The following is a 22,863-nucleotide window of genomic DNA, read 5'->3' on the forward strand; positions in this document are numbered from 1 at the left end:
GCTATTTGCGGACAGTAAGACCACCACTAATTAAATTTCCATTTTATTGCATTTGAATATTACTTATGAAATTTCACACGCTCTTCAAGTGGTTGGAATTCTTTTTCACCTGGTGCAGCTGTTGGATTACCAAATGGCATTTGTGCAATTAGTTTCCAATTAGCAGGAACATTCCATTCTTGTTTTACCTCATCGTCAATTAATGGATTATAATGTTGTAAAGATGCCCCTAATCCCTCTGCTTCTAAACCTGTCCACACGACTAATTGGTGCATACCTGATGCTTGGTGTGACCAAATTGGGAAGTTTTCAGCATATGCAGCAAATTTTTCTTGAAGCGATTTAACGATAGCCTCATCTTCAAAGAATAGTACTGTTCCATAACCAGCTTTAAAAGAATCCATTTTTTGTTGCGTTCCTGAGAAATCTCCATCTCCAACTACTTTTCTTAATGTTTCAGTTGTAATATCCCATAATTTATCATGAGCTTCACCAAATAATACAACTAATCGCGCAGTTTGAGAATTGAAAGCTGATGGAGTATATTTCACAGCAAACTCCACAATTTCTTTAATTTTTTCATCCGATACTTGTACCTCTTTGTTAATTCCATAATAAGTACGTCTTTCTTTCAGTGCAGTATAGAAATCTTTTGTCATAATTCATTTCCTCCTAAGTTTTAATATTCTTCAAAATGATACATTGCGAAGATAATATGAGTTGAATGAGTTCATTTTTGAACCATTGAACACCATAACACCAATTGCTAGTCATTCTGAATCTAAACCACTGCTTCTTGCTTCAGTTTCCCTAAAAAAACACTTATAGCATCATTGATACAATCTAGTGATCATTCGGTATTATTTTACCCATTCTCTATTCATGTATCCTGCTTGTTTCATATTTACACAAATATGAAAATAACCTTAAATTGCTGGTCAAAAAAGCCAGGTAGCATGAATAACACATTACCTGGCTTTTTACATTTTTAATTTAAATTCAACTAAACATTACCAATGAATAGTAGTAAAAACTATACCTGTCACTTATTTAATAATTAACATCTCATAAGGATGTTGTTCCATAAATCTATTCTCCCAAGGAATCTCTAATGATGTCCAATTTGAACCACCGTCTACTGACTGATACACTCCTTTATTGCTAAACAGATAAAACGTTCCATCACTTGTTGCCTTTAATACTGGTATGATTGTGCCTTTAGGAGTTGGTAAACCTACATTCATTTCTGCCCAAGACTGATTTTTTTCTTTCTTATAAATAAATGATTCACAATTTCCATTATTGTAATCATGCGCTACGTGTGGATTTGAAGATGTCGCGATAATAATATTTTCTGGATCATTTGGGTTAACTGCCATTTGATATGCGTAATGATGCTTTAGCCCGCTACACATATAGTTCCAAGTCTTACCTCCATCATTACTCTCCGCATACTCTTGACCTGGTTCTTTCAAGAATGAATCACCTAACACCCCGTATAAACGATTTGGCGCATCGCCATGTGATTTAAGAATGTGAATATCTTGAGGATAGTTCCCCTCTTTTTCCTCAGTCCATGTCTTACCTCCATCTACACTTTTAATTAATCCGCCTACCTCAATAGTCGTATAAATAGTTTCTGGATTATTAGCATCAATTTCAATATGTTTTACATGGTGTGTATATGTTCTTTGAGGAAAGAACCATGATGAATATGATGGCATTTGTCGATAATCAGTTAGCAGCTCAAAACTGTCTCCTCCATTTTTGGATACGAACATTGCGCTCGGTTCAGTTCCTACATATACAATCCCGTTACCGTCATCCCCCTTCGCTGGAGATACAGAAACTGCTGTAATAGCTCTCATATGAATAGCATTTGCTGGGAACACTTCACCAAAGGAAGGTAACGCACCAATCGCTTCCCATGAACTTCCTCCATCTTTACTTCTCCATAATCCCCTGTCAAAGGTACCACAATACATTCTTTCTGGATCGTATGGATCTGAAGCTAACGCAACCGGATTCGCACCTACAAACTGCGATTGGACGCTCCATGTTGAGTCTTTTTTTTCTGCAATTACAAGTTCTCTATCAAACGCTAATATGAATTTTTCCATTACTAAAATCTCCTCGCTTCATGAATTTTCTACTATGTTATTTAAATTTTGAACATTACAAGTTAAGAGGTGTATTTTGTATGCTATAGCATACAAAGGATAAATTTTATAAGCAATATGTGATTAAAAACTTACATTATATAATTTGTTAACTTCACATCCGTATGATGAACAAGATGTCCTGTTAACTCATATAAGTCCATATGCCACCTCTAAATAAATCGTAATTTACATGCTATAGCATATATAATATAGAATCCATTATTTTATGTCAAACTTTAATACTGTTAATCAGTTCTTTAGCTCGTCTAAAGTAATTTAAAAGTCATAATATAAACAGAAACATTTTATTGTCTATTCAATAAAAAAAGAGTGCAATTTTTGCACTCTTTTTACTCATTTCTATTAGAAATCAAAGTTATCAGGATCTGGACCAACGCGGTGATTTTGATTTAATGCATCGATTTTTTCCATATCTTCTTTCGTTAATTCAAAGTTAAATACATCTGCATTTGCAATAATGCGGTGCTCTTTCGTTGATTTTGGAATTGTGATCACTTCATTTTGAAGGTCCCAACGTAAAATCACTTGTGCTGTTGTTTTACCATGTTTCTCAGCAATAGCCTGTAATGTTTCATTATCTAATAATTGACCTTGCATAAGTGGTGACCATGCTTCCATTTGAATACCTTGTTCTTTACAGAAAGCTTGTAATTCTTTTTGTGTTAAACGAGGATGGTATTCTACTTGGTTGATCATCGGCTTAATTTCTGCATCTTTTATTACATCTTGCAGATGGTGAATTTGGAAATTACTTACGCCAATTGCACGTACACGCTTTTCTTTATAAAGTGTTTCTAACGCTCTCCATGTATCTTTATATTTCCCTTCTACAGGCCAGTGAACAAGATATAAATCTAAATAATCTAGCTTTAATTTTTTTAAGCTCTCTTCGTATGCAGCAATCGTTTCTTCATATCCTTGATCTGCGTTCCATACTTTTGAAGTAATAAATAATTCTTCTCTTGAAATACCAGTTGTTTCAATACCGGCACGAATCCCCTCACCTACAGCTGCTTCATTTCCGTAAATTGCAGCTGTATCAATGCTGCGGTATCCTGCTTTAATTGCTGATTTAATCGCTTCTACAAGTTCTGGTCCTTCTTCTACTTTAAATACACCTAAACCAAACCAAGGCATTTCCACACCATTACTTAATACTGTTTTACTTTGTAAGTTTTTCATTTTATTTTCTCTCCTTTTATTTTACTTGATCTCTTTTTTCTAATGTCATGCTCCATGCTGTTAAAATAACAGCACCTACTACCATAATGCCGCCTACCCAAGCTGTATGAATTAACCCTAACGAGTTCGTTACAATACCGCCTAAATAAGCACCAAGAGCAATCCCAGCATTAAACGCCGCAATATTAATTGCCGATGCAACATCGACAGCACTCGGTACAAATCGTTCAGCTAACATTACGACATATACTTGTAACCCTGGAACATTCATAAATGCGAATAGCCCCATTAAAATAATTGTGATTAACCCAGCTACCTTAAATGGTGCCGTAAATGTTAAAACAAATAGTATAATCGCTTGAATAAAGAACATGTAGAATAGCGCTCGAATTGGATTATGATTCGATAATTTTCCGCCAATCACATTCCCTATCGCAATGGCGATTCCATACACTAATAAAATGATAGTAACCGTATTTGCTTTAAATCCTGTTACCTCTTGTAATAACGGAGATAAATACGTAAAAGTTACGAATGTTCCCCCATATCCTAATGCAGTAATAATGAAAACTAGTAACAGTCTTCCGTTCGTAATCAGTTTAAATTGATCGCGGAATGATACAGACGCACCTTTTTTCATATTAGATGGAATGAGAATACTATTTGCAATTAAGGCGATAATTCCAATTACTACAATTGCTAAAAATGATGTTCTCCAGCCAAATTGTTGACCAATAAATGTTCCAATTGGTGCACCTGTAATAGTTGCAACTGTTACACCAGTAAACATAATCGCAATCGCGCTAGCCCGTTTATTTTCTGGGACAAGTGCCGCAGCAATTGTTGAACCAATTGACATAAACACACCATGCGAAAGTGCAGAAATAATTCGCGCAATAAGTAATACAGTGAAGCTTGTTGCTACCGCTGCGATTCCGTTACCAATAATGAAAATAATCATAATCCACATTAATAACGTTTTTCGTGACATATTAGCTGTTAATGACGTTAATACTGGAGCCCCAAACGCTACGCCTAACGCATATAAAGAAACTGTTAAACCAGCCGTTGTAACCGACACATGTAAATCTTCCGAAATAGATGGTAATAAACCGACACTAACAAATTCAGTTGTCCCAATCCCGAACGCACTAATTGCTAACGCTAACAACGCAAATATACTTCTTCGATTCGTCTGAACTTCTGAAGACGATGCTGTATATGAATTCAATTGAGTTTCCCCTCTTCCCTATAATTCCTATCATAATAGTGCGATAAAAAGGCCCTTTTATCTTCTAAAAAACATATTTAATCTCTACAAACGCTATTATGAATGGTTTCATTCTTTTTTTAAAGAACGCACTTTAAAGTACTATAGGTACTTTTTAGTACCGTAAAGCTTGTCTCTCTCTTACATGTACTATTATGAAATATATTCAATACAATGAATAGTACGTACTTTAAAGTGCTGTAGGTACTAAAAAGTAACATAGTTAGTTACCAGTACCGTAAAGCTTGTTTCTCTCTTACATGTGCTATTATGAATGATAATCACCCTAATAAAAAGTACGTACTTTAAAGTACTATAGGTACTAAAAAGTAACATTTATATAACCTAGCTTATTTTGCTCAAAAATTGAAATCTACATTCCATGAAAAAGACTTTCAAATGAAGAAATACACTTTCCCGTAGAGGCAACTTTAGAGAATATTACTTAAACATATAAAGGATCATGTTCATTACCACAGACAAATAATAAAAAGGCAAAAACGAACAGAAATGTGTTCATTTTTGCCTTTTTTATTTAATGATTAAAATGTACGACTTTTGGAAAGGAAATCTGCATTAGCTCCTGTTACACCACTTTGTCCCCAGTTCCCTGGAATCATTTCACGAATAAGAATTAGCACTTTATCCAAAGGTGCATGAGTATATTTAGATGTTACTTGTGTAAGTTCGTTTACCCACTTATCCTTTGTCTCTTGATCAAATGTATTCCATATATCAACCTTAATAATAGCCATTCCATTAACGTTACGACCTAGTGTATCGTAAGACTCTTTTGTCTCCCAATCGGACACCCTACTTTTCACAGCAAAGGTAGCATCACTTGCTACAGCCCCAGCTTTCCCCCAGTTTTCTTTCTCAAGTTCCGTTATCAACACTTGAATTTTGTCAGGGACAATTTTTAATAGTTTTATTGTAAGTTCCGTTACACTATAAATAAATTCCTTCTTTTCTTCTGTTGACATGGTTGGCCAAGTATTTAGCTCGATTAATGGCATAGTATTGCCCCCTAAATTTAATTATCTATTGACTAGTTACAACTATTGGTTCAAATGATTTTTAACTGCTCTTACTACCAATTCGTGATCTTCTTCTGGTGGTAATCCTGAAACTGTTATCATTCCAATAACCCCTACGTTTTTTATCCTGATAGGAAAGCATCCACCAAACGCAGCATATTCCGAAGTATCTAAAAGATATTTTTCATTATATGAAATTCCAGTTATTTCACTTTGTATCTGCATATAATACGAGCTACGATCATGCAGGGAAACGACTCGTTTTTTACGCTCAATCCATTTCGTATTTTCCGCATTTGTCCCTGTCATCTTGAAATGAAATAATTGCACACCATTTTTCGTTATATCAACAGCAATCAATTTCCCCTCTCGCTTTGCTGTTTCAACGATAAATAAACCTAGTTGCAAGGCATCTTCATTTGTAAAAGAGGAAAATTGAAGCGTTTCCTCCTCTTTTAAAATTTGTTTACTTATTTCATTCAAATTTGAAGTGCTCATATTTTTAACCTCCATAATTGTTTTATGCCACACCGACATTTTTTCGAAATTATTAGGCCATATAGTACAACCCTTCAATCAATCTGATTCCAAATAAACTGCTGTAACATCGTTGGTAACTAGTAGTACCGTAAAGCTTGTTTTCTTCTTACTGGTGCTATTATGAATGATATTCAAAGTTATAAAAAGTACGCACTTTAAAGTGCTATAGGTACTTTAAAGTACTATTCTACTTATCCCTATCTTACAGAGACTATTATGAAATATATTTAACATCTTAAAAATGTATGTACTAAAGAATAATATTTTTAATCACTAACTTTTTTGATCAATCGTTATAATCCAATTTCATCAAAATTTTTATCAATTATTACACTATCCAACAATAGGAGGAAACAAAGATGGATGAAAATATATCCAAAAGCTGAAAAGCAGTTGAGTCCCTTGAGGGAATAGTTATAATTCACTACTTATAGAAATAGACATACAAAAACGCCATCCTTTCCTATAATTCTACAGAAAGAATAGCGTATTTTTCAAAAATGAGTTCTTTTATTGAGAAACTTTGATTCTATATCATACATAAAAGGGCAACCAGTGCTAAAACAGCTGGAAGTCCTTGTTTCACAATAATTGATTTATTAGATGTGAAACCTCCGAAAATAGCTGCTATCACCACACAAATTACGAAAAATAATTGGACCATATAACCAATTGGATTGAGTCCAAGTACAAGTCCCCAAATGAGACCAGCCGCTAAAAATCCATTATATAAACCTTGGTTTGCAAACATAATGGCTACGTTTCGATCTCCTTCTAAATGCTTCGGTAATTTGAAAGCACGTTTCGCTACTTTTGAATCAATAAAAAACATTTCAAGGATCATGATAAACAAATGTTCTAATGCTACGATCCCGACTAAAATAGCTGCGATTATTTCCACACTATTCTGCCCCCTACACTCTCTATTCTTTAATATTCTCTACATTTTTTTGCACCTGTAATAGAACATGAATAAGTATTTTGCGTTCTTCTCCACTGATATTTACGAACATTTCCTTCATAAAATGTTCCTTTTCTTTCTTGTCAAAATATTAATTGATATATCAATTATTGATACATCAATTAATATACATCTCTCTTTTTATTTTTGCAAGTTTTTTTGCTCAATTGGTTTTATTTTGTTCCAGCAACTTTAAACCAATTCAAAACATCAGTTCGCATTTCTAGAAATCATAATTACTTTAAGTTCATTCTGACAATCATATTTAACTAAATATATAAAAGAATTGAGTTATATCTCCATCAATTTACAAAAATTAATTTTTTCTAAAAACAGATACTTTACGTTTTTTATAGTAATAAAAATCATTTTTTTGTTTCAGAGGCAATCCATTTTGTTAGCCTGATGGGCATAAGATAGCACCCATATGGAGAACCAATTATCTTTCAAGAAGATGGCTAGAAATCTGGAATTGGTACAGGAGTTGCCTACTTCCCTGATTCAGATGGTACTAATTTAGAGCTAATTGCTCCAAAAGGGCCATTTAGACGTGACTAATTAAAATATATTAATACTGAAAAACCACCTTTATGAGAGGTGGTTTTTTGTTGCTAATAGTGAAGGTTAATATTGAGGTCTGATTGACACCTATTCCTTTTCCACATCTTTCATCATACCATCGAAAGAATAGTCTTATAGCTATTTCAAATATTTCGGCAGTACTATATTGCTAGCAAGCTAAAATTTCATGGTACTCCCCAAAAACTCTGCTGAATCATAACCCAAAGTTCATTTTATCATTTCAAGGTAATTCGAAATTCTTAAGTTGTTGGGCACGGGGTACAGCTGAAAAACAGTGTATATTCATTAACTTCAAACTAATTTTGATGTAACAAAATTGTATTTATACCTTTTTAACAAATTCAGATTTTAATTTCATAGCTCCAAAACCATCAATTTTACAATCAATATTATGATCTCCATCAACTAATCGGATACTCTTTACTTTTGTACCAATTTTTACAACTGATGAAGTTCCTTTTACTTTAAGATCTTTAATTACTGTTACAGAATCACCATCGTTTAAAATATTTCCATTTGCATCTTTAATTACCTTTGTATCTTCATTATTTTCAGCTTCTAATTCTAAAGTCCACTCATGAGCACATTCTGGACAAACAAAAAGATTCCCATCTTCGTAAGTGTATTCTGAATTACATTTTGGACAATTTGGTAAATTAGACATATTTTTATTTCCTCCACTCGTTTTCGTGTATTCTATCAAATAAATATTATTTTTAATTTCCCTTTTCCGTTTAAATATACGGAAAATATTCTCTTCTTACTGTTTGATACTTATTTGTTGAATGTATAAAAAAACTACTTGTTCACACCTTGTAAAAAATCTTCTCCACATTCTCCAAAACAAACTTTCTTCTTCTCTATTTTTTAATAAAATGATGAAAAAGTAGATGAAATCAAACAAACTTTGTATGTGAAGTGAAATTTTTAAAAATCTAATGCATTTACTTTATTCTTTATTGTATTGATTTCCTGAGATTGCTGAGAAAGCCCTGTACACTCATGAAAAGCAAAATGCTTACACCCTATACATTTTCTTGTATTCAGATGTCCTAAAGCACAATTAATTGCTTCCCCGGTATGATCAAAAAAGTTTTCTTTCCCAATCTCAGCGTACAATCCATTCTTATCTAGATTGGCTTTTAGCTCTGATTGAATTCCAGAAATAAGAAGTACGCCACCTTGTTTTTTGAAGTGCTGAACAATATTCCTAAAGTAAGACTCTCCTGTGGTATCAATAAAAGGAACTTTTCCCATACGTAAAATTAAAACTTTAGGTTTATAATGAATAGTCGCTAAAATATTTTGTTCAAATGTTTGAGCAGCCCCAAAGAATAATGGGCCTTCTATTGTATAAATACTAATTTGTGGACAATCATGAGCTTTATTTACCACATGCGATAACAATTTTTCATTCTTTTTTGTATGATCAGGAAGCACTTTAGATATAACAAGCATATTACTCATACGTTTTGTAAACAAAATAACAGCTAAAATAAGACCGATCTCCACAGCTGTTGTTAAACTAGTAAATACAGTAAGTAAAAATGTTACTAGTAATACAAGGGAATCTCCTGTCTTCATTTTGAGTATGTGATAAAAATGTTTTTGTTCGCTCATATTCCAAGCTACCACCATTAAAATGGGAGCCATACTAGCAAGAGGAATATGTGAAGCATATGGAGCTAACAGTAAAAGTGTCAATAACACAAATCCCCCATGAATAATACCCGACATCGGAGATACAGCCCCACTCTTAATATTAGTCGCTGTACGAGCAATTGCTCCAGTTGCTGGAATCCCGCCAAATAACGGGGTAACAATATTTGCAATCCCCTGACCGACAAGCTCTTTGTTACTGTTGTGTTTACTATTTGTCATACCATCTGCCACGACAGCGGATAAAAGCGACTCAATTCCACCGAGCATCGCAATAACAAATGCAGGACCAATTAACTGTTTTATACGTTCTAATGTGATTTCTGGTATATCAAACTGAGGAAGTGTATTTGGAATCGTGCCATATGCTGTACCAATAGTAGGTACATGACCTGAGAAAAATACAGTTGCAATTACAGTTGAAATAACAACACCTACTAATGAACCAGGCACTTTTGGTAAAATTTTTGGTGTTATGAGTATAACAAAAAAGCAAATCAAAGCAGTTATAACACTATAAAAATTGGTAGTACTGATATGAGTGAAGAGTTCCTTCAAATTCGCTAGAAATTCCTCATGCTTTTTTATACCTGTTAAACCTAAAAAACTAGCAATTTGTCCCGTAAAGATAATAACAGCAATACCTGAAGTAAAACCAATTGTTACAGGACGTGGAATAAACTTAATTAAAGAGCCTAGTTTGAAGATTCCCATAAGACATAAAATAATTCCAGCTAACAAACCCGCGAGTAGTAAATTTTCGTATCCATAGGTAATTACAACTCCTAAAAGAATCGGAACAAAAGCACCTGTAGGTCCTCCAATTTGATACTTCGAACCACCAAACAGTGAAATGAGTATTCCAGCAATACAGGTTGTATAAATCCCATACTCTGGCTTAACACCAGAGGCTATAGCAAAAGACATAGCAAGTGGAATCGCAACAACTCCAACAATCATTCCTGAAAGAAGATCCTTTTGAAAATGTGCTAATGAATATCCTTCAAACCTTCCTGTAAATAACTTTCTCATTACAAACCCTTCTTTTCTATTTTTAATAGATCTGGATTACAAATGTATTTCTCGGTCCCTTATACAGAAAATCGTCCTTTTCACAAAAATAAAAAACCTCCTAATATTTACTATATGTTTTACTTAAATGACACTCCAATTCACCTATATCTCCACCTTGTTGTACATAGGATTTCAATCTTTCTGCTAAACGTTCTCCGGCTCGACTATCTAGCTTCTTCGTATCAATAAACGATCTAATCCTTACCTTATCTGGAGTAATATCTCTACGAAACATTTGTCCTGGAATTTCACTCCAAAAACGATTCCATTCATCCAGTAATCCTATTTGATCAAATAAAAAACCTTGAATTCCACATAACCAAGCTGTACAAGCAGTATTTCTTTTTCGACATCCAACTCCATCTTGTAAATGTTGGCATGAAAAACAACAAGAATTTCCACTTTTTATACAAACTTCACAAACGTAATGAGCTCCTAATGAGCGAAATGTTTCAATCCCATGTTGGATGATATCTTCTTTCTTAACCTCAATACTCAACCTATCCCTCCTTGGCCATCATTTCACTTTCTGCTTCATCTAGCTCTTCTAACATTGAAATCGTATCGATTAAATGGTTGTTGAAAATCTTCCGTGCAACCACCAATAAATCCACAATAATAGGGTCTCGTAAAGAATATAAAACTCTTTTTCCATCTTTCCTACCAACAACAATATTTTTTGAACGTAGTACACTTAATTGCTGAGAAACAGCTGAGCCTTCCTTATTTAAAATATCTTGAATTTCGTTTACGCTTTTTTCACCTTCTGACAATAATTCTAAAATACCTATTCGCAAAGGGTGTGCTAAGGCTTTAAAGAAATCTGCTTTAAATTGTTGCATTTCGTTTCCCATTGAAATCCCTCCGTTACTTTTCCTCAATTTCAAAAAGTATCATATACATCTTCAAATGTTTGAATATGTATATGATACTTTTAAAACCTCGAACTTTCAATACAAATTTTACAATATTAAATAAGCATCAAATAGAGAAATATACTATTCAAATTCAGGTTCAAAATTTATTATCCAAAATAAAAGCGCCTAACATATTAGGGATATATAATACGTTAGGCGCTTGATATTTAAAATTTTTCGATTTAGGTCTTGATAATATTGGATGAGTATATGACCAAAACGCTAGATGACTAATATGAATAAACTTATTTGTAAAATTAATTCCTTAGAATATTTTAAGAGCAAGTTTTGAAAAAAACTATTCAAAACTTGCTCCTTATTTTCTCAGATCCAACTATTTTGATACTAAAACCAACAGTAGTGAATTAGAATAATGACTTAATACTTGCTAAGACAGTAAGTACACCTACAATAATAACAAATACGTTGCTCATTTTCCCTTTGTATTTAGCTAGTACTGGCACTTTTTGAATCGCATACATCGGTAATAGACATAAGATAGCAGCAACTAAAGGACCGCTTAGAGAATCAATAAGTCCAAGAATACTTGGATTTGTATAAGCAACAAACCAGCATGATAATACAACAAAAGTAAGAATTATTGTCTTAATTGTTTTTTCTTCAATATCTTTTCCACGTGATTTACCAAACTTAATAATCATGTCACGCATTACTTCAAATGCTCCTATATAATGGCCAAGGAAAGACTTTGTAATAGCCACAAAAGCAATAATTGGAGCTGCAATAGTGATTACAGGCGAATTAAGCTCATTAGCAAGATATGAAAGAATTGATAAGTTTTGTTCTTTTGCCATTTTTATATCATCTGGAGTCAAGCTCAATGCGCTACTCCAAACGAAGAACATAACAACAGCGAATGTCATGATATAACAAACCTTTTGTATTTGCGCACATTTAGCATCAGTGGCTTCGATTCCATACGTAGCTCTCTGTTTCACAACAAATGATGAAATCATAGGTGAATGATTAAATGAGAATACGATGATTGGTAGAATCATCAATATCGTCCCAAAATAGCCTGTTCCTGTTGAAGCAGTTGAAACAGCTGAAAAACTAAGCATTGACGTATTCCACTGTGGAATTAAAGATATTGCGATAAACAGTAGAGAAACTATGAAAGGATACACTAACATACTCATTACCTTTACAGTAATATCTTGACCAAAATTCAGTATAGCGATAAGACCAAGAACTAATACAAGTGATAAAATAGCTCTTGGAGGTTCTGGCATGTGCAATTGATGCACGATAAAACTACTTGCAGTGTTTGTAAGCGCAACCGAATACATTAGTACGATTGTATAAATTGAACCGAAATATACGATGTTAAAAATGATACTCGCTTTATTTCCGAAATACTCTCTAATTGTACCTGTGATCCCCTCATCAGCAGAATTAGAAGCGTATATCATTTTAGCAAGTGCCCTATGTGAGTAGTACATAACTGGATATGCAAGCAATGTAATTAGTAGTAAAGATAATAAACCACCTGAACCTGCATTAATCGGTAAAAAGAGCACCCCTGCTCCAATTGCAGTTCCAAATAGACTGAGTGCCCATGTAGTATCCTGCTTATGCCACTTTTTCGGATCTGCATATTGCTCATTTTTTAGTGCGGTATTTTCAGCTTGAACTTCTATTTTCTTTGCAGTATTCCCGTTCATATAATAACTCCCCCTTGTATCTATTCCTGCATCTCTCTTTGCACCTAACAAATATTCCCTTTTTGAAAAATGAATTCCTTACAAGTTGCCCCACATTGTATGTCCTTCATCATAATGAATCCAAATTGAAACATTCGCTAATTAGCGTCCTAATATAATTGTTAGCGTTCACAAAAAAGTTTACTCGTAATATCCGCTCTTTATATAAAGAACCCTTAAGAGAACAATATAGAATAGACTTCATAAATACGTTGCAACATTTCTAATAACAGTGTATTACTTTAATGGTTTCTCTTTTTTACTTTTAACAGTAATTTTAGCTAAACCGGCCTCTCTTCATTTGCGAGGCATTTCTTTCTCAATTCTATACATTACTTTCATAACTTCGGTAGCACTGATGATATTACTCACACAAGCCACTGAAGCACATTACATACATTTCGCCTCTAATCACACACCTTTCTTACTAATAATCGCATTTTTTATATTTTCTCCAGAGATAATAAAATTTCTCTCGACGCCCTCATTATAACGTGTATATTTATAAAATTAATATTTTTATATTTTCAGAAATATTAAAGCGGAATAATTTTATATGGATAATATTTTACAGTTAGCATGTAGCCATTGTTTTTATCGCTTAAAGCTGAATTAGTTAGTAAAAAAATACAATAATACATTGTTTTTCTAGGTGACTTATTATAAAAATACTTATATCCCCTTTTATCAAAAAATTTTATTTTAAACATAAAAGATATTCTAATAAATAATTAATGTAGGTAAAAAGAAAAAAATCCCAAAATACAAAAACCAAATTTTAGGATATATATTATTAATATTGAATTCATATACAATTTAAAAAGCTACACTGAGCAAAATACAAAAAGCTGCCCCATATGGACAGCTCATTTACATAATTCTCGTTATCAGGAATACACAAACAAATCACTTCAATATCATCTTAATTGTAGTTTGTTCGGCTCTTCTTCAGGGATATCTCTATGCTTGTAATGAATCGTTTTTACATCATTTCCTTTTATGCGAAAAGTAATTGTGTCCCATAAGGCGGATTGTGTGCACCCTCAAAAGTTTAAATTTTTAAATCCCTCATTAACTAGCTCTTTTATCGAGTTTAATTTTGAAGAAAGCTCGATAAACCATTCTTCATCCCCTGTTAATAATGCAAGATCTATAAGATAAAGGATTTGTTCCTTATTTATTACCTTTGATTCAGGGAGTTTGTTAACGTGTTTACTAAAGAGTAAAATCGCTTCGTTTATTGTGTACTGGCCGTCACGTTTCACAATACTAACTGTAACTATATCCTCTACATCATCAAGTGATACAATATAACCAACTATTAATTCACCTTCATTTGATATTCCACGAACCCAATCTCCTACTTTTAAAACATGATTATTATTTGACATCATACCGTTTCACCTTCCTATAAATATTTTTTGTGACGATAAAAAAGATATAAAAACAAATTATACTGTAATATTTTTCATTACATTTAAGTGTTAAGAACTCACGGCTATATAATAATTAAGCCGCTTAACGCTCTTGATTGATAAGGTCAACAACTTCTTTCATTGTATAATTCTTTAAGTATTCACCTAGATGCTCTTCAGCACCTAAGAAAATAGCGAAAAGAACTTTTCGCATATTCGAACCTACAACACACTGATTGTTTGATTCTGGACACTTCGGCTGCAAAGCACCTTCAGAGGTTATCTGATAAATATGCCAAAGATTAATTTCATCTAAATCGCGAGCGAAAATAAAACCGCCACCAGTCCCCTCTTTCGATTGTATAAACTTATGTTTTTTTAACAAACTTAGTACTTTGCGAATGCGTACTGGATGAACACCTGCACTTTCTGAAATAGCATTACTTGTTGACATCCGGTCTGACTGTAAAGCTAAATAAGTTAAACTGTGTATGGCCAAGGTAAAGTCGCTGTTCATGATTTTCCTCCTACGATTAAAAATATTGTTTCTCATATATTAACATACTGTAGCCATAAATATTACAGATTGGTTAGAACGTTAAAACATGTGGAATGCTTCTTGCCATAAAAAATTAATTCCCTTATATTCTATCCCGTCCCACCTATATCTGATAACTTCATTTAGCTTTTTAAGTTAAAAAGAAAATTAAACACTCCACTGTTTCTTCACTTGTTCTTCTGCCAACTGTTCAATTTTTGTCCAAATCGTATCTTTACTCACAATAACATTTGTTTGATAATTTCTATCATTATAATTAACTGTAACACATACTTCAATCATCTTCTGCTTCCTCCTTTCAAGAAAATTTCTTATTTATATTTAATACCTGAAAAATTTTGAATTTAGTTATAATCTCTAGCATATAACTTCATTTTTTTAAATAATTAAGTTTAAAAACCCCACTGTTTCTTCACTTGTTCTTCTGCCAACTGTTCAATTTTTGTCCAAATCGTATCTTTGTTCACAATGACATTTGTTTGATAGTTTCTATCTTTATAATTAACTGTAACGCATACTTCTATCACCTTCAGTTTCCTCCTTTCAAAAAATTTCTCTTTCATACTATTACTTATTAATTAGCCAACTTTTGCAGTTCAATGTTTAAAAATGTTCGGACACTACGTGGTAAAAATTTGCGAATTTCTTCTTCGTTAAAACCAATTTGCAATCTTTTTTCGTCCAGCATAATCGGGCGACGCAACATTAGTGGATGCTCAATTATTAATGTATAAAATTCATTTAGCGAGAGCTCATCAATATTTATATTTAAGTCCTGAAAAGTTTTGGATCTAGTTGAAATAATTTCAGTAGCCCCCTCTTCAGTTAAACGAAGAATCGATTTAAGCTCATCAACTGTCATAGAATTTGATACGATGTTTTTTTCAATATAATCAATTTGATGCTCTTCAAGCCATGCTTTCGCTTTTCGGCATGAAGCACAGCTTGCTGTTGTATATAGAATTACCATATTTAACTCACTCCTTTAATGTTATTAAACGTACATTTTAAATATCGCTTATTGAAATGTATTAAAAAAAATTACAGTTTAGAATCAAATTCACATAATGTTAATTATTCAGCAATGTTTCATTTATCTCTATTATTCATGCTACATTTTACAGACGTTAACAACTCACTTTTAAAAATCTTACTGTAATTTTAAACTTTACAGTTCAATTAATCAACTGTTAAGTCTTGGATTAATTTTAATAACACAACAAATTATTCTCATGTAAAATTCCCCATAGCATGATGGCTCCTTCAAAGCACATTTCACGCATTTCTTGCTTACAAGTGCTATTATGGATTATATTCATCCTAATAAAAAGTACGTACTTTAAAGTGTTATAGGTACTAAAAAGTAACATATGCATTTTTAAGTGCCGTTCTGCTTATTTCTCTCTTACATCGGTTATTATGACCGATATTTAGCACAATAAATAGTACGCACTTTAAAGTGTTATAGGTACTAAAAAGAAATAATTTTAGTATTGCAACGGATGTAGGCTCACAACTGTAATCTAAATTCATCAAAGGAGTTTTTTTATGAAGACATACAATATTCCTGTAGAAGCGACTTTAGAAGTTATTGGCGGAAAGTGGAAAGTTGTTATCCTTTGTCATTTAAAAAAAGGAACAAAAAGAACGAGTGAATTAAAACGTTTAATGCCTGGTATTACGCAAAAAATGTTAACGCAACAATTACGGGAACTAGAAGAAGATGGTGTAATCCAAAGGAAAGTATATGACCAAGTACCACCAAAAGTAGAGTATTCTTTAACGGATTACGGTTCGTCTTTAGGAGCTATACTCGATTCCCTCTGTTCCTGGGGAGAAGTTCATCTTGAAAAAACCGGGAACACATCCATGCTGATTACAGCAGATGAATCATAACTGTAGAGGACATAAAATAGGTTGAGACAATGCTTGCCTCAACCTATTTTATGTCTCTTTATAATTTTTTTGCCGTAATGACTGTTTCAAACTCAAAGGTTTCCGGTAGATGATCTGCATAAGAATATTCAAAAGTTCGTCCATCCGTTAAGTAAGCTACTTGCTCAACTCGCATTAGGAAATCCTGATTTGTTAAGTTCATAAACTGCTTTTCCCTATCATCTGGGCGAATCCCTTTAACCCTGACAACAGATGTCCCTACTTCAAGACCAAGTTTATTTTGAATATGTGAGTATATCGACTCCTCTAAAACAGAAGCTTCAACACCTGGGATAACCGAAATTGGCATCCATGTATGCTCCATAATCGTCGGAATGCTGTGAATGATGCGGAGGCGAATGATTTTATAGACGAAATCACCAATTGAAACTCCCAATTTCTCAGCAACTACTTCATCAGCACCTACAATCGCAAACTCGATAATTTTACTTTCTACCTCACTACCGTAAACAGCTTTCGTACCTGTTAAAGTTTGAATCATTCGTGCCTTTTCCTGCTGATGCCAATCTTGTACCACTGTTCCACTTCCGCGCCGACGGATAATGTAGCCGTCTCTTACTAATAGATCCAGCGCTTTTTTAATCGTAAGTGCTGAAACATCGAATTCTTCAGCAAGGACGGAGCTACTCGGAATTTTTTCGTTGATTTTATATTCACCGTCTAAAATTTGCTGTTTAATCTTTTGATAAATGCCGAGGTATTTTACTTGTGTTGATCCGCTTGCCATTTCCATACCTCCTTTATACTGCAAACTCTCTTCTATTCATTCAAATGTAAAGCCTCAAGTTTGTAAACTGAAGGTGATGGGGCAGCAAATCCGTTTTCCAAGATTTCAATATTCGTTACTGCTTCTTCATCTTTCACAAGTTTTGGTGCACCATTTACAATTGTGTCATACGCTGCATCATAGAAACGACCGTAATCACCAAGCGGCGTTTTAATTTGTTTTTCAATCCAGTCACCATTTGCATTACGATACTTAGCAATTCCATAATACATCGGCGAATCTTCACCAAATCCTGCACTCTCAGGCATAATACCCGCTTTCAAATCATTTTCCTGCTGATCTTCACCGTATTTAATAAAAGAGCCATTTGTTCCATGAACGATAAAGCGTGGATAATCTTTTGCTACGATATGGTTCGTTTTCAGCTTAATCTTCAACTGATTTCCATAATGTAGACCAACATCGAAATAGTTATCAACCGCACCTTCCACTTCATTATTACGAATATCGTATGTCACTGTATTTGGACGGCCGAATAGTGAAATCATGCGGTCCATCGTATGAATACCTAAACTGTAAAATGAACCTTCTTCTTTTGGAGCTTCATGAGTGATTGAACTAGGACGGAAATAATCAATATGTGATTCAATCTCAATAATATCACCAAGGAATCCTTGTTCAATTACTTGCTTCACAGCTAAAAAATCACCATCAAAACGGCGGTTTTGATAAGGCATAACGACTACACCTTTCTCTCGTCCTAATGCTAATAATTCTTTGGCGTGTTCTACTGTATCGCAAAATGGTTTTTCAACAATAACTGATTTTCCGGCTAGTATAACTTTTTTTGCTAATTCATAATGCGTATGTGCTGGCGTACAGATCGTCACGACTTGAATTTCTTTGTCATTCAACAATTCGTCCAAATCAGTAGTGAAGTAAACACCTCTTTCCTCATATGGAGCCGCTAATTCTTCATTTATTTGACGTACAAAAATCGTTTTTACTTTTATATTATTACGTGTCTTTAGATAAGGTAGGTGATAACGGTTAGCTGATTTTCCAAATCCAATAAAGCCCATTGTTAATGTCATGTTCTTCAACTTCCTTGCTCATAAATTTTCGTTTCTACATTTATTATATATTTTTTCTTTAAAAGTATATAGTTTTAATTTTAAAATTATATACTAAAAAGTCGAGATAGAAATCATTTTCTGATTCCCATCTCGACTTTACGTTATAGACTTATATCCTATCATCATTTTATTTATACTCAATGACTTGAGAGCTACTTGGTTACATGCTCTTATTCATACATATACGAACGTGTCATCGGAATTGTATCATTAATCCCTTTTGTAAATACAAATTGATGTAAATCAATATTACCTGTAAAGAACGAAGCTGCACATGCATTTAAATATAAACGCCACATGCGGATAAATCGCTCATCTTTCGTTTTACGAACTTCCTCTAGTACGTTTTCAAAATTTCGAGCCCAATGTTGTAATGTTTTTCCGTAATGTCTACGTAAGCTTTCTACATCCACAATAAAAAATTGTTCGTTTGTCATGTTCGTGATTAATTCGTTCACAGCAGGAACATACCCACCAGGGAATATATATTTTTCAATCCAACCATTCGTAGCACCACCATTAGCCGGAGAAGTAATGCAATGCAGCAGAGAAATCCCGCCATCATTTAATAATTTGTTAACTGTTTCAAAGTATTGCGTAATGTTGTCTTTTCCTACATGTTCGATCATACCTACACTAACAATTTTATCAAATTTATGATTCTTAATATCGCGGTAATCAAGTAAAGATACTTCAACTAAATCCGTAAGTCCCTCTTGTTTAATTCGCTCAGAAGTCTTAGCATATTGTTCCTCACTTAACGTTACTCCCATCGCTTTCACACCGTACTGTTTAGCGGCAGCTGTAATGAGTTCACCCCACCCACAACCGATGTCTAATAGCGTATCACCTTTTTGAAGGTTCAACTTTTTCAAAATATGATTCACTTTATTATGCTGCGCTGTCGTTAAAGAATCTTGCTCATTTTGGAAATATGCACAAGAATATGTCATTGTTTCATCAAGCCATAATTTATAGAAATCGTTCCCAATATCATAATGATGAGCAATATCATCTTTATTTTTTTGTTTTGAGAAATTCCATTTACTTTTGAAATATTGCAACTTACTATCACCTAAAAAGCTATCCTGCCTTTTATAAATAGATTGAATTGCTTTTTCAAGGTTACCCTCTATTTCAAGATCCCCATTCATATATGCTTCACCGAATGCAATAGAAGGATCCTTAGCGATTTCTTTTTTTGAAAGTGGCTTATGGAATGTTATGTGAAATTGAGGTTCCCCTTCGCCATATTGGATTGTTTCTCCATTCCAAAGTGTAATTTGAACTGGATCTGAAAACAGATTTTTGAGTATTTTTTTATAAAAAAGTTCTTCAACCATAAAAACATCTCCTACTAAAAAATTGAACAAAAAACTATACTAGTTAATAAGTCTTTTTGAACATAGCTTAAAATCGTTATTGTACTGACTTCTTGCTACGAGTGTCATTATAAAACGGTTATATTATGAAGCATAGTACGTACTTTAAAGTGATGTAGGCACTTTTAAGTACCCATGACTGAAACAGGTCCTCAAAAATTTTACTTTTCATCATAACAACTTTCTAAAGTTTTAAAACGAAAAACACCACCTCGTCATTAGGTGGTGTTTTCAATATTACATATAGAGATTTCACTTAACTTCTGTGTTTTTTCTATCTATGCATCGTTCTCCCCATACGGTCAATTGATTTAATACATTTTGCAAAGACCACCCATAATCAGTTAAGGAGTATTCTACTCGGGGTGGAATTTCTTTATAGATTTCACGTGTAATCACACCATCATCTTCTAGCTCACGTAATTGTTGCGTCAACATTCTAACAGAAATTTCAGGAATTAGACGCTGCAACTCGCTCGTTCGCTTTGTTCCTTTCGTTAAGTGACATAAAATGACGACTTTCCACTTTCCCCCGATAATTTCTAAAGTTGCTTCTATCGGTATATTGTATTGTTTCACACGATCTCCCTCCTTTTTTCTAAATTTCTTCTCTATTGTTACGTAAAAACAAATAATTTTCTATACGGCACATTTTAGTTCCTACAGCACAAAAAAGTACCTATATTACAAAAAAGTAATTATGCTGCTTAAAAATCTCCCTCTATACAAAAAGAAAAAACGAACGTATTCTCGTTCGTTTTTTCTTTCTTTATTCAACTGCGGTTATAAGCATAGACGTGTTACCATTCTTTTCAAGATGATTTTCTCCCCAGTTACAAAGAGTATCGAGTATAGAATCTAAAGAATGACCGTAATCAGTTAAAGAGTATTCTACTTTTGGTGGCACTTGGTTATACACTTTTCTCTCGATTACACCATCTTCTTCTAATTCACGTAATTGTTGCGTTAACATCTTTTGTGTAATACCAGACATTAATTGTTTTAATTCGCACGTTCTCTTTTTGTCTTTCTTTAAATGACAAAGGATAACTACTTTCCACTTTCCACCGATAACCTCTAAAGTTGCCTCTACAGGAATATTGTATGTTTTCATATAAAAATCTCCTTTAATAATTTTATAAGACAAATAAGCTAAAATATTTAAATATTACTTTTAAGTATCTATAGCACCTTAAAGTACGTACTTTTTACCCTGTTAAACATGTTTCATAATAGCATACGTAAACAGCAGATGAGTAGTACGGCACCAAAAAGTACCTGTATTACTTTTTAGTATCTATATCACTTTAAAGTACGTACTTTTCATTATGTAAAATACATTTCATAATAGCATTTGTAAGAGTTGAGTGAGTCATGCAGTGTTAAAAATTACCTGTTAGTACCTTTACTTTAAAGTGAGTATTTTTCTCATACATTTTGTCAGACGATAAAATGACATGTTTTCATTTTCACATCCATTCACAATGAATAAATAATTTTCAAATACATTTTAGGAGGATATCTATAATGAGTAAATTACTAAAAGAAAAAATCGGGTTTGGTACAGCACCACTAGGAAATATGTACCGTAATATCCCAGAGGAAGAAGCAATCGCTACAGTGGATGCTGCTTGGGAGAATGGCGTTCGTTACTTTGATACAGCTCCACTTTATGGATCTGGCTTAGCGGAGATTCGTCTTGGTGAAGCACTATCAAAAAGAAATCGTGATGATTACTTTTTAAGTACGAAAGTAGGTCGAACTATTTCGGATGAATTAGAAGATCCATCTGCACGTGATTTAGGTGAAAAAGGCGGGCTTTTCGAATTTGGTCGCAAAAATAAAATGATCAATGACTATAGCGCAGATGCAACACTTCGTTCTATCGAGCAAAGTTTGAAACGTTTAAAAACAGATCGTCTAGACTTTGTTTTCATTCATGATTTAGCACAAGACTTTTATGGTGATGCGTGGATTTCACAATTTGAAATTGCTCGAACAGGAGCATTCCGTGCGCTAACACGTTTACGTGAAGAAGGAGTCATTAAAGGCTGGGGGCTTGGAGTAAACAAAGTAGAATCAATTGAACTTATGCTTGATTTAGAAGAAGCGAAACCAAATATATCCTTATTAGCTGGTCGCTATTCATTATTAGACCACGAACGTGCATTGCAACGAGTAATGCCTGCATCTGTAAAGCATAATATGGATATTGTTGTTGGTGGCCCATATAGCTCAGGTATTCTTGCTGGCGGCGCTCACTTCGAATATCAAAAAGCATCGCCAGAAATTATTGCAAAAGTTGAGAAAATCAAAGCTCTTGCAGATCGTCACGAAATCAGCATCAAAGCTGCTGCATTACAATTTTCACTAGCAAATCCAGCAGTTGCTGCCGTTGTTCCTGGGGCAAGTAAACCGGAACGAATTGTAGAAGACCAAAACGCCTTAAATACAGTAATTCCAGCAGCATTCTGGGAAGAAATGCGCGAACAAAAACTAGTAGCACCTAATGCACCACTACCAATCAACGTAAAATAATTTGAAACCTTAATCAGTGGG

The 22,863-nt window shown here is 33.5% G+C and carries 24 protein-coding genes; 2 read left to right on the forward strand and 22 right to left on the reverse strand.

What is annotated here, in order from left to right; all coding sequences use genetic code 11:
* Positions 1-59: 59 nt before the first annotated feature.
* The 17 genes from V7S45_RS16515 to spxA form a co-directional block, all read right to left on the reverse strand.
* Positions 60-659, reverse strand: a complete 600-nt coding sequence (locus V7S45_RS16515; protein ID WP_000158938.1) for a nitroreductase family protein — start codon at positions 657-659, stop codon at positions 60-62.
* A 387-nt stretch (positions 660-1,046) separates the two neighbouring features.
* Entirely contained in the window at positions 1,047-2,120 is a 1,074-nt protein-coding gene (locus V7S45_RS16520) for a hypothetical protein (protein ID WP_000410430.1), read from the reverse strand.
* Positions 2,121-2,525: 405 nt separating this feature from the next.
* Positions 2,526-3,365 (reverse strand): aldo/keto reductase, encoded by an 840-nt coding sequence (locus V7S45_RS16525; protein WP_000793565.1) that lies wholly within the window; start codon positions 3,363-3,365, stop codon positions 2,526-2,528.
* 16 nt (positions 3,366-3,381) lie between these two features.
* Positions 3,382-4,596: an MFS transporter gene (locus V7S45_RS16530; RefSeq protein WP_001089891.1), complete on the reverse strand. Its 1,215-nt coding sequence runs from the start codon at positions 4,594-4,596 to the stop codon at positions 3,382-3,384.
* Between the two features lie 581 nt (positions 4,597-5,177).
* Positions 5,178-5,651, reverse strand: coding sequence for a tautomerase family protein (locus V7S45_RS16535; protein ID WP_001128308.1), 474 nt, complete (start codon positions 5,649-5,651; stop codon positions 5,178-5,180).
* 42 nt (positions 5,652-5,693) lie between these two features.
* A complete protein-coding gene (locus V7S45_RS16540) occupies positions 5,694-6,209 on the reverse strand; it encodes a heme-degrading domain-containing protein (RefSeq protein WP_002195678.1) in 516 nt (171 codons plus the stop codon).
* Positions 6,210-6,741: 532 nt separating this feature from the next.
* Positions 6,742-7,113, reverse strand: a complete 372-nt coding sequence (locus tag V7S45_RS16545; protein ID WP_000402472.1) for a DUF1304 domain-containing protein — start codon at positions 7,111-7,113, stop codon at positions 6,742-6,744.
* Positions 7,114-8,077: 964 nt separating this feature from the next.
* Positions 8,078-8,419 (reverse strand): zinc ribbon domain-containing protein YjdM, encoded by a 342-nt coding sequence (locus V7S45_RS16550; protein ID WP_000067657.1) that lies wholly within the window; start codon positions 8,417-8,419, stop codon positions 8,078-8,080.
* Between the two features lie 263 nt (positions 8,420-8,682).
* Positions 8,683-10,446 carry a sulfate permease gene (gene sulP, locus V7S45_RS16555; RefSeq protein ID WP_001228486.1) on the reverse strand — a complete coding sequence of 588 codons (1,764 nt, stop codon included), beginning with the start codon at positions 10,444-10,446 and terminating at the stop codon, positions 8,683-8,685.
* A 100-nt stretch (positions 10,447-10,546) separates the two neighbouring features.
* On the reverse strand, positions 10,547-10,987 hold the full coding sequence (locus tag V7S45_RS16560; protein WP_000021461.1) for a hypothetical protein: 441 nt from the start codon (positions 10,985-10,987) through the stop codon (positions 10,547-10,549).
* A gap of 1 nt (position 10,988) precedes the next feature.
* A complete protein-coding gene (locus V7S45_RS16565) occupies positions 10,989-11,342 on the reverse strand; it encodes a metalloregulator ArsR/SmtB family transcription factor (RefSeq protein WP_000526187.1) in 354 nt (117 codons plus the stop codon).
* 428 nt (positions 11,343-11,770) lie between these two features.
* The gene (locus tag V7S45_RS16570) at positions 11,771-13,090 is read right to left on the reverse strand and encodes an aromatic amino acid transport family protein (protein WP_001014168.1); all 1,320 of its coding nucleotides are present in this window, start codon (positions 13,088-13,090) and stop codon (positions 11,771-11,773) included.
* 1,082 nt (positions 13,091-14,172) lie between these two features.
* Complete coding sequence (locus V7S45_RS16575) at positions 14,173-14,523, reverse strand: IDEAL domain-containing protein (RefSeq protein WP_342761427.1); 351 nt, start codon at positions 14,521-14,523, stop codon at positions 14,173-14,175.
* Positions 14,524-14,647: 124 nt separating this feature from the next.
* Positions 14,648-15,061: an Rrf2-family transcriptional regulator SaiR gene (gene saiR, locus V7S45_RS16580; RefSeq protein WP_001083473.1), complete on the reverse strand. Its 414-nt coding sequence runs from the start codon at positions 15,059-15,061 to the stop codon at positions 14,648-14,650.
* A 189-nt stretch (positions 15,062-15,250) separates the two neighbouring features.
* Positions 15,251-15,385, reverse strand: coding sequence for a BA3454 family stress response protein (locus V7S45_RS16585; protein ID WP_000573530.1), 135 nt, complete (start codon positions 15,383-15,385; stop codon positions 15,251-15,253).
* A 110-nt stretch (positions 15,386-15,495) separates the two neighbouring features.
* Positions 15,496-15,630: a BA3454 family stress response protein gene (locus V7S45_RS16590; protein WP_000573515.1), complete on the reverse strand. Its 135-nt coding sequence runs from the start codon at positions 15,628-15,630 to the stop codon at positions 15,496-15,498.
* 47 nt (positions 15,631-15,677) lie between these two features.
* Positions 15,678-16,073 (reverse strand): transcriptional regulator SpxA, encoded by a 396-nt coding sequence (gene spxA, locus V7S45_RS16595; RefSeq protein WP_000236189.1) that lies wholly within the window; start codon positions 16,071-16,073, stop codon positions 15,678-15,680.
* 578 nt (positions 16,074-16,651) lie between these two features.
* Between spxA and V7S45_RS16600 the strand changes: the two genes are divergently transcribed.
* Positions 16,652-16,999 carry a helix-turn-helix domain-containing protein gene (locus tag V7S45_RS16600; protein ID WP_000860832.1) on the forward strand — a complete coding sequence of 116 codons (348 nt, stop codon included), beginning with the start codon at positions 16,652-16,654 and terminating at the stop codon, positions 16,997-16,999.
* Positions 17,000-17,057: 58 nt separating this feature from the next.
* Here V7S45_RS16600 and V7S45_RS16605 read toward each other — a convergent pair whose 3' ends face one another.
* The 5 genes from V7S45_RS16605 to V7S45_RS16625 all read right to left on the reverse strand — a co-directional run bounded on the left by V7S45_RS16605 (position 17,058) and on the right by V7S45_RS16625 (position 21,418).
* Entirely contained in the window at positions 17,058-17,792 is a 735-nt protein-coding gene (locus V7S45_RS16605) for a GntR family transcriptional regulator (RefSeq protein ID WP_002026090.1), read from the reverse strand.
* A gap of 26 nt (positions 17,793-17,818) precedes the next feature.
* Positions 17,819-18,880 carry an oxidoreductase gene (locus V7S45_RS16610; RefSeq protein WP_000176600.1) on the reverse strand — a complete coding sequence of 354 codons (1,062 nt, stop codon included), beginning with the start codon at positions 18,878-18,880 and terminating at the stop codon, positions 17,819-17,821.
* 212 nt (positions 18,881-19,092) lie between these two features.
* Positions 19,093-20,265, reverse strand: a complete 1,173-nt coding sequence (locus tag V7S45_RS16615; RefSeq protein ID WP_000229037.1) for a cyclopropane-fatty-acyl-phospholipid synthase — start codon at positions 20,263-20,265, stop codon at positions 19,093-19,095.
* A 291-nt stretch (positions 20,266-20,556) separates the two neighbouring features.
* Entirely contained in the window at positions 20,557-20,883 is a 327-nt protein-coding gene (locus V7S45_RS16620) for a helix-turn-helix domain-containing protein (protein WP_000816335.1), read from the reverse strand.
* Positions 20,884-21,073: 190 nt separating this feature from the next.
* Positions 21,074-21,418, reverse strand: a complete 345-nt coding sequence (locus V7S45_RS16625) for a winged helix-turn-helix transcriptional regulator (protein ID WP_000860821.1) — start codon at positions 21,416-21,418, stop codon at positions 21,074-21,076.
* A 413-nt stretch (positions 21,419-21,831) separates the two neighbouring features.
* Between V7S45_RS16625 and V7S45_RS16630 the strand changes: the two genes are divergently transcribed.
* The gene (locus V7S45_RS16630) at positions 21,832-22,842 is read left to right on the forward strand and encodes an aldo/keto reductase (RefSeq protein WP_000040527.1); all 1,011 of its coding nucleotides are present in this window, start codon (positions 21,832-21,834) and stop codon (positions 22,840-22,842) included.
* Positions 22,843-22,863 lie beyond the last annotated feature (21 nt).

The sequence above is a fragment of the Bacillus sp. BR3(2024) genome (assembly GCF_039134555.1).
GTDB classification, from domain to species: domain Bacteria; phylum Bacillota; class Bacilli; order Bacillales; family Bacillaceae_G; genus Bacillus_A; species Bacillus_A cereus.